Below are 8,914 nucleotides of genomic sequence, written 5' to 3' on the forward strand. Positions count from 1 at the left end.
TAGGCCTCTACAACGACGGTTTTGGCGCGAACTTCGTCAACAACGCCAGCATACAGTCCGGCTACCCGGTGAGCAGCTTCTACAGTGGTGCGGCCTCGGGTGCGAACGGCGAACACGTCGTGGTGATCACTGGCGAATCTTTCAACTCTGCTAATGAGGCGGCGAGTGCGATCTCCGGCGAGCACGCCGGCGACATCATTGTCTACCAAAGCAGCTACACCGACAGACTCGCAACTCTGGCCTATGTCACCGCCGACAACAGCGCGCATGAGTTCGCCCACCTGGGCGGTGTGGTCACCGTGGCCGACCTAGGCCTGACCGCGTCCGACTTCACCTTCGTTTGATCCAGAAAACCCATACGGAACCGCGCCCCGCCCCCCTGGGCGGGCGCTTTCCCGTTTCCGCTACTTGCCATGGGCCGGGGCGCCCGGGAGCAGTCAGCGTGTACAGTGACGAAGCCCTGCGCGTCGCGCTGGTCGTGCACCGAAATCTCCTGAAGGTGTGGAGGCGGAAGCCTGTTCGGGCCCTTGCGGCCGACCACGATGAATCCCTTCCAAACTTTCAGCCGGACGGTGTTGTTGACCCGCTCCATTAAATGCCGGGACCAAACATATTCGGCGGGAGCACTGATCCTGAACCAGCGAGCGGATGCAGTCGGTTGCCGGTCGGGGAGCAATATAGGGAGCTGGGTCGCCAGCCTCCGGAGACTTACGTGACAACCATTCCTTAAAGGATTCAGCTTTGAGACCCTTCCCTCTGACTTCCGCGATTTGGGGCATTGTGTTGATCAGCGGCGTGGTCAACGTGCTTGCGCTCATCTCGCCGCTGTTCATGCTTCAGGTCTATGACCGCGTTTTGGCAAGTGGCAGCGTATCCACGCTAGTGGGGCTCGTCGTGCTTGCTGCGGGGCTTTATGCGTTCCAATGCCTGCTCGACATTTTGCGCGCCCGCGTGCTGCTGCGGATTGGCGAGCGTTTCGATGGACAGTTTTCCGGACGCGTTCACGATGCGATCGTTCGCCTTCCGCTTTCAACGCGCATGCCGGGCGACGGCTTGCAGCCGCTTCGCGATCTCGACAATGTTCGAGGCTTCTTAGGTGGAAACGGTCCGACAGCGTTCTTCGATCTGCCATGGATGCTGTTTTATCTTGGCATTTGCTTCCTCCTTCATTTCTGGATCGGCATGACGGCACTTATCGGGGCGGTCGGTCTCACATCTCTGACACTTCTTGCCAACACTCTCTCGCAAGGGCTGATAAGCGATACCGTTGCCCACAACATGGCACGCAATGGTCTGCTGCAAGCAGCGCGATGCAATGCCGACTTGCGCCTGCAGGTGCAATCGGCCATTCTTACCGTCGGTGCGTACCTTGTCGTCAGACAGGAGGCTACGGCCGGGGTCATGATTGTCAGTTCGATCATGATGGGGCGTGCGCTGGCTCCGGTCGATCTGGCCATTTCAAGCTGGAAACCCTTCCTCATTGCGCGCCAGAGTTGGGCGCGGCTGGAGGACCTCTTGGAAAAGGTTCCTGAAACCGCTCCTGTTGTGCCTATGCCTGCACCTGAACGCGAACTGCGCTTGGAAAGCGTGACAATCGTTCCGCCCGGCGAAAGCAAGCTGACCGTGACCGGCCTTGCGTTTGTCATTCAGGCGGGAAGCGCACTCGGGGTCATCGGTCCTTCGGGCTCGGGCAAGTCGACACTCTCGCGCGCCATCGTCGGCGCATGGACGCCGGTCGCCGGGAAGGTTCGCATTGACAGCGCAAGCCTCGATCAATGGGACCGGGAAGCACTAGGCCGTCATATCGGCTATCTGCCACAAGGTGTTGAGCTGTTCGACGGCACCATTGCCGAAAACATTGCTCGTTTTGAAGATGATCCTGACCCTGAGGCTATTGTCGCCGCGGCGAAAGCAGCGGGCACGCACGAACTGATCCTCCGATTTGAGCACGGATACGAAACTCCGGTCGGTGAGGTCGGATCGGCACTTTCCGCCGGGCAGCGCCAGCTTATCGGTCTTGCCCGTGCCCTTTATCGAGACCCTTTCCTTGTTGTGCTGGATGAACCCAATACCCATCTCGATGCGGAAGGCGAAGCTGCAGTCGCTAAGGCGATCGCCTCCGTGCGCGAGCGCAAGGGCATTGCGGTTGTCGTCTGCCATCAGCCGAGCGTCATCCGCGCCGTCGATTTGGTGTTGGTGATGGAAGGTGGACGGCAGCGAGCATTCGGTGCGCGTTCCAAAGTCCTGAAGGCCATCGAGTCTACACAGGATCACGTGGCAGAGCGCGCTGACATGGAGGATACCGGTGTCCGGCATTGATCAGAACAATGACGTTTCAAGCTCCATTCGCCGGCACCTGGTGGCGGGCCTTCTGGCGAGCGTGATCTTTGTGGGAGGAGCCGGAGCCTGGGCGACCTTCACGAATCTCTCCGGTGCGGTTGTAGCGTCCGGACACTTTGTCGTCGTTTCCTATGTCAAGAAGGTGCAGCACCCGACTGGCGGGGTGGTCGGAGAAATCCTGGTGCGCGAAGGGGATAAAGTAAAAGCCGGCGACATCCTCATGCGGCTCGATGCCACCCAGACGCGCGCCAATCTCGCCATAGTCACCAAGCGGCTCGATGAGCTGGCCGCCTACCTGGCACGACTCGATGCTGAGCGTGACGATCTCGCGGAAATCGCCTTCCCGGACTGGCTACTCGCCCGAAGAGATGTTCCGGACGTAGCTTCGGCAATAGATAGCGAGACGCTGCTGTTCGAATTCCGCAGGCAATCCCGCAACGGGAAGCAGGCGCAATTGGCGGAACGCATTACTCAATATCACCACGAGATCGAAGGACTCAAGGCGCAGGAAATTGCCTATGAAAAAATGATCGAGGTTCTCCAAAAGGAAATTGCTGTTCTAAGTGGGCTGCGCAAGCAAGGCATTGTCTCGGACCAACGGTTGAACAGCCTGAAGATCCAGGTTGCCACTTTCGGCGGCGAACGCGGTGAGAAGATCGCAGATCAGGCACAGACGGCAGCCCGCATAGCCGAAACGCGCCTGCAGATCCCGCAGATCGATCAGGATTTCAAGTCGGAAGTCGGCCAGGAGCTCAGAGAGGTTCAGGCGCAGATCGGGGAGTATGTTGAGCGCAAGGTGGCGGTTGAACAGGAACTGCGGCGGATCGATATCGTCGCGCCGCAGTCAGGCGCCATTCAACAACTCGCAGTTCATACGGTCGGCGGAGTGATTACGCCCGCCGATCCGATCATGCTAATCGTGCCGGAAGGCGACGATCTTGCGCTTGAAGTACGAATCACCCCGAAGGACATCGACCAAATCCAGCTTGGTCACAAGGCCGTGCTGCGGATGTCAGCCTTCAATCTGAGAACCACGCCGATATTGAACGGATATGTCAGCCGGATCGCAGCCGATCTGGCGACGGATGAAAAAAACGGCATTTCGTACTACCTGGTGCGCCTGTCGGTTCCGCAGGCGGAACTGACGAAGCTCAAGGGGCTGACACTCGTGCCCGGTATGCCGGCCGAAGCGATGGTCGAGACGGGCGAGCGTACGGCGCTTTCCTATTTCGTGAAGCCGCTGTCGGACCAAATCAGTCGGACATTCCGGGAGGAATGAAATAACCCACAGAATATATCGTTGTATTTCTGTTGGTTTCTTTGAGCGTGGTGAGACCTGAAGGCACACATATTTTCTCACTTGCCTCTGGGCACAACTTCTTTCTGCAGTGAATTCAACATCTTAACGTACCCTCAAATGCAGAAATGTCAGCGTTTCATGTTGCAACTGAGTCAACGGTTTTTACTGGTGCGCGGCTGGTGAAACGCGACATGAAAAACCCGCCACCAGCGGCAGCGGGCTGTTCGTTTCTCTTCTGCGGAATGAAAGTCAGTCAGTGCCGCGTGGCTGACATCGCCTCGAACATATCCCAAGCCCCATCTCGGTTTCGGTGCTTACCGGGAATGCGGACCCAGCACTGCTTCGCAAAGATCCGAGCTTCTAGATCGTCGTCAGGATGCGTATCGGTCATAAGCCCCGTCCAGTCCCACTTCCGGGTTTCGCGGCGCATAACGTCGACCACAAACCAGCCGGAAGGCGGTCGATCACCTTCGGTCGTTCGCATGGCAGTTTCCTTCTGAACGAAAGATCATTGCCGTTCACTCAGCGGCCTGAAGTCAACGCCGACGGTCTGCAAGACGAGCAGCGCACGCGTGGCTTGCGAGGGCACCGTTTCCCATGTCGGGCTACAACTCTCGGTCATCGTAGCGGGAAATGGTAATGCGCCGCAAGAGTGTTGCAGGGCACGAGGGCTGTTAGGCGGTAGGGTTGCGCTCGCCAGGGTAGATGTCGCGCATAAGCAGCAGACGTTCGACAGCCATCTCACTGTAGGCTTGCAGCAGTTCCTCCTGGGAGGGCAGAGGCGCCGGTTGCGGCGAGACATGCGCCCCGGCAGCGCCTCTTATGGCCGGAATAGAGGCGATGGCACCGAGCAGGGCGCCGCGGGAAAATCTTCCAAGGGAAAGCAGCGGCCATAGCTTCGCCGGCGTTAGGCATTTGGGTCTGCATTTGCGATAACGTTGCACTAATGGTATAAGGCTGCACGTATCGTACAGTCGGCACTTTTAATGTAAGGTTTAATTAAAATGACAATTTCACCATCTCAATGCCGGGCAGCCCGGGCGCTTGTTGGATGGTCGCAGGATCAGCTGGCAGCGGCCTCCCAGGTGGCCAAGACGACCATTGCCAATTTCGAAGCTGGCAAGCGGACGCCATACGACCGCACGCTGGTCGACCTGCAGGCCGCTCTGGAGGCTGCCGGGGTTGAGCTCATTCCGCAGAATGGAGGAGGCGCCGGCGTGAGGCTCGCAAAGCCGTAGCCGGGCCGGCGCTTGCGTTCGCGCTAAACCGGCGCGAAGCTGCCTTTTGGGGAACGGGAGGGCATACGTATGGCAATCAGATATCGGGCGACGACAACGATCCGGCTCAACACGGATGGCATATGGGGTGCTTGGATGTTGATCGTGTCTCCGCTGGTGCAGGCGATTATCTGGTACTACTATTTTGCGAAGCCGGACTATGGATGGCTCGGCCTTATTGCCCTCACCAGCGTGACAGTGCCCTGCGGCTTCGTGCTGCTACTGATCGGCCGCGACTATGACAGTATCGTCGACGAGACGAACTGACGCCTCGGTCCTCTGCGATCCTGATGATGCGACCGACAGATACATTGCCGCCAGCTGGACGGCGGAAGTGACCCCTTGCACGGTCTATGAAAGTGGATAACTCTTCCGGCATGTCGGTACGCCAGAACATTCAAGACGCAGAATTCTTCGGGGTAGGCTCCTACAGCGTCGGAGAGGCCGCGCGCCTGATAGGGACGTCTGCGCTCAATATTTCGAGGTGGATGAAGGGCTACACCTTCCGCCGCGAAGAAGTTGAGCATCGAATCGCGCCGCTATGGTCATCGCAGTGGCCGATCATCAACAATCATCTCGAGATCGGATTCCGTGACCTGATCGAGCTCCGCTTTGTCAAAGCATTCACAGGGGCCGGCGTCGGCCTTTTGGCGGTTAGAAATTGCATCGAGTACGCACGTGAGTGCGTCAATGACGAGCGCCCGTTCTCAACCAGGCGCTTCCAGACTGACGGCAGAACGATCTTCCTCGAAGGAATAGAGCGTTCCGGTGAAACCAAGCTACTCGACCTGAAGAGGCGGCAGTATGTTTTCCGCCAGGTCATAGAGCGGACGTTCAAAGATCTGGATATCGAGAATGACGCGGTGGCGCGCTGGCGGCCCTTCAATGGCAAGCAGTCCATCGTGATCGACCCCCATCGTTCGTTCGGTCAGCCGATCGCCTCCAAATATGGCGTCCCGACCGTGGCGCTTGCGCAAGCGGTAGAAGCCGAAGGATCCGTGGAAAAGGTGGCGCGCCTTTTCGATGTCTCAGCTACCGCTGTTAGAGACGCCATGAAATTCGAAGAGAGCCTTCAGAGCGCCGCGTGAAAGCCCTGGTCGACGAAAACCTGTCGCCCGCTCTCGCCCGTTCGCTAAATGCCCTGTTCGCCGGGGAGCATGAGATCGTCCATATCAGAGAGAAGTTCGGCCCCGGCGTGAAAGATGTGGCCTGGATCGGCCAGCTGAGCACGGAGGGGCGTTGGATCGTCATTTCTGGCGATCGACGCATTACCCGGAACAAGGTCGAATATGCTGCATTTCGAAGCTCTCGGCTCGTCGGGTTTTTTCTTTCGAAGGGCCTCTACAAGGCTCCGGTCGTCAAGCAGATGGAGCGGCTACTCGCCCTTTGGAGCACGATCGAAAAGCAATCGGAAATTGTCGCGGGCGGCGCGATGTTCGAACTTCCAATAAAGAGCACGCGCATCGAGCAACTGAAGGTGTAGTCTAAAGGCATTCGCTACACTTTCGCTTTCCGCCAGCCCGCCCACCACGCTTCCCATTGTGAGCAGAACCAGCGCTCTCCTCGAGCTGGGTTGACGCGCGTAGCAGAGTAATATTCCTGCCCCGGCATATGGTAGATATGCTCGCCGCGCTCGTTAATGTTGCCCTTGATACCGCAGCCCGCCTCGCGGACAGCCGCGTTGCTGGCCGACGAATCGCCGCCATGGTGAACGCGCGGCAGCTCGTGCCGATCGTCGCCGACTGCAAGATAGCCCGCGGAAGTCGCCCCGAGCATCACCAGAACGGCGACGAGACGATAGCGGAAAAGCGAGCGTACCACACTAGCCATTCAAGCCATGCTAGTCATGGGTCTCACTGCTCTGGGTACAGTTATTGCTGATGTCGGACACCTCTCGCGATAGCGAGCTCGTCCAGACTGCCCAAGTCAAGTTTGATCTGTCAGTCTTCAGCCTCGACTGTGTAAAGCGCGCCGCGTATCGGGTAACCGGCAACGCTGCGGTTGAGATCACGATCGAGGGCGGCTTCGCAGTATGCACGATCAACTTCAGCAAGGCGGCCGCGCGAACTTCGGCCGACGCAGCGGTAGAAAGACTGCGGCTAGAGGTCTTGGATCAGGACCTGCGTAGCAGCATCGCCGCCGAAACCGCCACTGTTAGAAAAGCGATACTGGCGCTTGCGTTTTCCAGATCGGGCCTACAGTCCGATGACTAAGTTTGCTCCGGCAACTGAGTTCCAACGACCGTTGGACGACACATATCAGCTCGCGTACTTCCGTTTTTCCCAGTTGGACGACGAGCGGTATGTGCTGACCAACCAAGCGGGCGAATATCTGGTATTGCCGCGCGCCGTGCTGGCTTCATTTATCAGGCACGAGCTTCCCAGCACACACCCCGCCTACGAATCCAAAGCGGCCCGCGCCCACCATCGATGCTCAATTGCCTAGCCGGTTGCCATTGCCCGCTAACGAGCGCACACTGTTGCGGTCGCCTCGAAAAACCAAAAACAAACAGGCACGAGGCGCTTGGGAGCGATCATCAGGCTTTCGCCCGACCAGGGAGAAGGCCATGCCGACACCGGCAGAGATCCGGCTCATTTTTTTGACGGGGCAACTCGCTCACAACCAGAGCATCGTTTCCAAGCAAGATATAGTCGTCGGTTTGCTGAATCACGAAGGCAGTCCAACGACCGACGCCATTAGCCTTTTGGCGAGCATGCACCACACCCTGCAACGGACCCGCCAGATCTTACACGAGGCGGAAGCGGCATATCGAGTCAGAAATGCGGAGTAGTGAAAAAGCCCAACGCGCGTACACAGCCGCAGAGTTCGCCGAGAAACACGGTTTGACAGTGAAGGCAGCCGGAATCATCTTGTCCGTGAACGGCTCCTCACGTGTCGCTTGCGATGCAGCAGCACGTGCATTCAAAGAAGCGGTAGCGCACCGACAACACAGCAATGAGAGTATAACGATAAAAGCCCGCTGACATCTGGGGACGCCGTGCTTGTGCAGGGATGGCCCGCGCTTGCTTCCGAGCGCGGGCCGACCACGATGAGTGAGGGGCCATCTTGGTCACCGGCACGGGACCGCTGAAGAAAGAGCCGGGTGCGACCGAACAGCCTCAGAGCGAGGATGTTCCCGACTGCCGCAAAAAAGCCCGCCAGCGTGAGCCGGCGGCAATGGCCTGGAGTATGCTGGAACGAGCCAGCATAGGTCAACGAGCGGCGGAAGGTTCGGTTGCAACTCGCTCGTTGCTCCCGAGTTGTTGCCTGGGAGCCCCGACACAGAAAACTTCGCCGCCATGAAAGGACTGGCGCCCAGCGCGCAAGCTACGTATCCGGCCTCGTGACCGTTGCAATCGAATTCCACCAGTAGTCCGGCGACGCCGGCGAAGCGCAACCATTGAAGTTCATCTCGTGGGCGGCGAACTGCGGATCGGTATCGACGATCGTCTCGGCTGCCAGGTCTTGCGCCTCGATAGAGGGCAAGGTCACGAAACCGAAAACAGAAGGCGCGGCGATCCCAATCCGTTGCTTTTCCTCATTCTTCATTGCGAAGATCGACGCTTCCAGTCGATCAAAGACGTCAGAGCAAGTTGTACGTTTCGCAGGAGTTCCAAGGCTTCCTGCAAGGGAACGATGCGGTTGGCTGATCTCTTGAAGAGTGTGATGCGAGCGTGGTCTCGAGCTGGGTAGTGTGCTGAGAGTTCTGCAAATTCGCTGAGAGGGGGCGGTCATGGCAGGCTGGTGATTGTTCACGTCACCTGATTCCCGCGAAGGAACGCCACCATGACCAAGACTGAAGTTAAGACCGCCAGCGCTGCCGTCAAAGACATTTTGCTTTCGAACCCGGATGGATTGCACGAAGTGCTCCGTGCGGTGATGCAGGAGGTGCTTGAGGCCGAGATGGACGAGGCGCTGGGTGCCTCGAAGAGCGAGCGCACGCCCGAACGGCTTGGCTATCGCTCGGGCTATTACGGCCGTACCCTTGTGACGCGGG

Annotated in this window: 12 protein-coding genes and 2 pseudogenes; 11 read left to right on the forward strand and 3 right to left on the reverse strand. The window is 58.5% G+C overall.

Features of this window, described 5'->3' with window-relative positions:
• The 3 genes and pseudogenes from NKJ75_RS32525 to NKJ75_RS32535 form a co-directional block, all read left to right on the forward strand.
• Positions 1-344, forward strand: a pseudogene (locus NKJ75_RS32525) (calcium-binding protein); the annotation flags it as partial.
• A 439-nt stretch (positions 345-783) separates the two neighbouring features.
• Positions 784-2,319 (forward strand): type I secretion system permease/ATPase, encoded by a 1,536-nt coding sequence (locus NKJ75_RS32530; protein ID WP_502903952.1) that lies wholly within the window; start codon positions 784-786, stop codon positions 2,317-2,319.
• Positions 2,306-3,619 carry an HlyD family type I secretion periplasmic adaptor subunit gene (locus NKJ75_RS32535; RefSeq protein WP_023806359.1) on the forward strand — a complete coding sequence of 438 codons (1,314 nt, stop codon included), beginning with the start codon at positions 2,306-2,308 and terminating at the stop codon, positions 3,617-3,619. The genes NKJ75_RS32530 and NKJ75_RS32535 overlap by 14 nt, the downstream gene beginning before the upstream one ends.
• Before the next feature lie 274 nt (positions 3,620-3,893).
• Here NKJ75_RS32535 and NKJ75_RS32540 read toward each other — a convergent pair whose 3' ends face one another.
• On the reverse strand, positions 3,894-4,124 hold the full coding sequence (locus NKJ75_RS32540) for a hypothetical protein (RefSeq protein WP_352500743.1): 231 nt from the start codon (positions 4,122-4,124) through the stop codon (positions 3,894-3,896).
• A 520-nt stretch (positions 4,125-4,644) separates the two neighbouring features.
• Between NKJ75_RS32540 and NKJ75_RS32545 the strand changes: the two are divergent.
• From NKJ75_RS32545 to NKJ75_RS32560, 4 genes and pseudogenes are all read left to right on the forward strand, one after another.
• Positions 4,645-4,872: pseudogene (locus NKJ75_RS32545) on the forward strand (helix-turn-helix domain-containing protein); the annotation flags it as partial.
• A gap of 141 nt (positions 4,873-5,013) precedes the next feature.
• Positions 5,014-5,184, forward strand: coding sequence for a hypothetical protein (locus tag NKJ75_RS32550; protein WP_352460860.1), 171 nt, complete (start codon positions 5,014-5,016; stop codon positions 5,182-5,184).
• A gap of 110 nt (positions 5,185-5,294) precedes the next feature.
• A complete protein-coding gene (locus NKJ75_RS32555) occupies positions 5,295-6,005 on the forward strand; it encodes a hypothetical protein (protein ID WP_023822826.1) in 711 nt (236 codons plus the stop codon).
• On the forward strand, positions 6,002-6,400 hold the full coding sequence (locus NKJ75_RS32560) for a PIN-like domain-containing protein (RefSeq protein ID WP_023806363.1): 399 nt from the start codon (positions 6,002-6,004) through the stop codon (positions 6,398-6,400). Before NKJ75_RS32555 ends, NKJ75_RS32560 begins: the two co-directional genes overlap by 4 nt.
• Positions 6,401-6,414: 14 nt before the next feature.
• On the opposite strand, the gene NKJ75_RS32565 is transcribed toward NKJ75_RS32560, so the two are convergent.
• Positions 6,415-6,747 carry a sunset domain-containing protein gene (locus tag NKJ75_RS32565; RefSeq protein WP_031198880.1) on the reverse strand — a complete coding sequence of 111 codons (333 nt, stop codon included), beginning with the start codon at positions 6,745-6,747 and terminating at the stop codon, positions 6,415-6,417.
• A gap of 50 nt (positions 6,748-6,797) precedes the next feature.
• On the opposite strand from NKJ75_RS32565, the gene hxsD reads away from it, so the two are divergent.
• The 3 genes from hxsD (at position 6,798) to NKJ75_RS32580 (ending at position 7,708) form a co-directional block, all read left to right on the forward strand.
• Positions 6,798-7,130, forward strand: coding sequence for a His-Xaa-Ser system protein HxsD (gene hxsD, locus NKJ75_RS32570; protein ID WP_023806365.1), 333 nt, complete (start codon positions 6,798-6,800; stop codon positions 7,128-7,130).
• On the forward strand, positions 7,123-7,362 hold the full coding sequence (locus NKJ75_RS32575; RefSeq protein WP_023806366.1) for a hypothetical protein: 240 nt from the start codon (positions 7,123-7,125) through the stop codon (positions 7,360-7,362). The genes hxsD and NKJ75_RS32575 overlap by 8 nt, the downstream gene beginning before the upstream one ends.
• A 121-nt stretch (positions 7,363-7,483) precedes the next feature.
• Positions 7,484-7,708, forward strand: coding sequence for a hypothetical protein (locus NKJ75_RS32580; protein ID WP_352500744.1), 225 nt, complete (start codon positions 7,484-7,486; stop codon positions 7,706-7,708).
• Positions 7,709-8,244: 536 nt separating this feature from the next.
• Here NKJ75_RS32580 and NKJ75_RS32585 read toward each other — a convergent pair.
• On the reverse strand, positions 8,245-8,466 hold the full coding sequence (locus NKJ75_RS32585; RefSeq protein WP_023806368.1) for a hypothetical protein: 222 nt from the start codon (positions 8,464-8,466) through the stop codon (positions 8,245-8,247).
• A gap of 237 nt (positions 8,467-8,703) precedes the next feature.
• Between NKJ75_RS32585 and NKJ75_RS32590 the strand changes: the two genes are divergently transcribed.
• Positions 8,704-8,914, forward strand: a 211-nt coding sequence (locus NKJ75_RS32590) for a transposase (RefSeq protein WP_352500745.1), incomplete at its 3' end; no start/stop codon positions are given.

The organism is Mesorhizobium sp. M0058 (assembly GCF_040323095.1).
Taxonomy (GTDB): Bacteria; Pseudomonadota; Alphaproteobacteria; order Rhizobiales; family Rhizobiaceae; genus Mesorhizobium.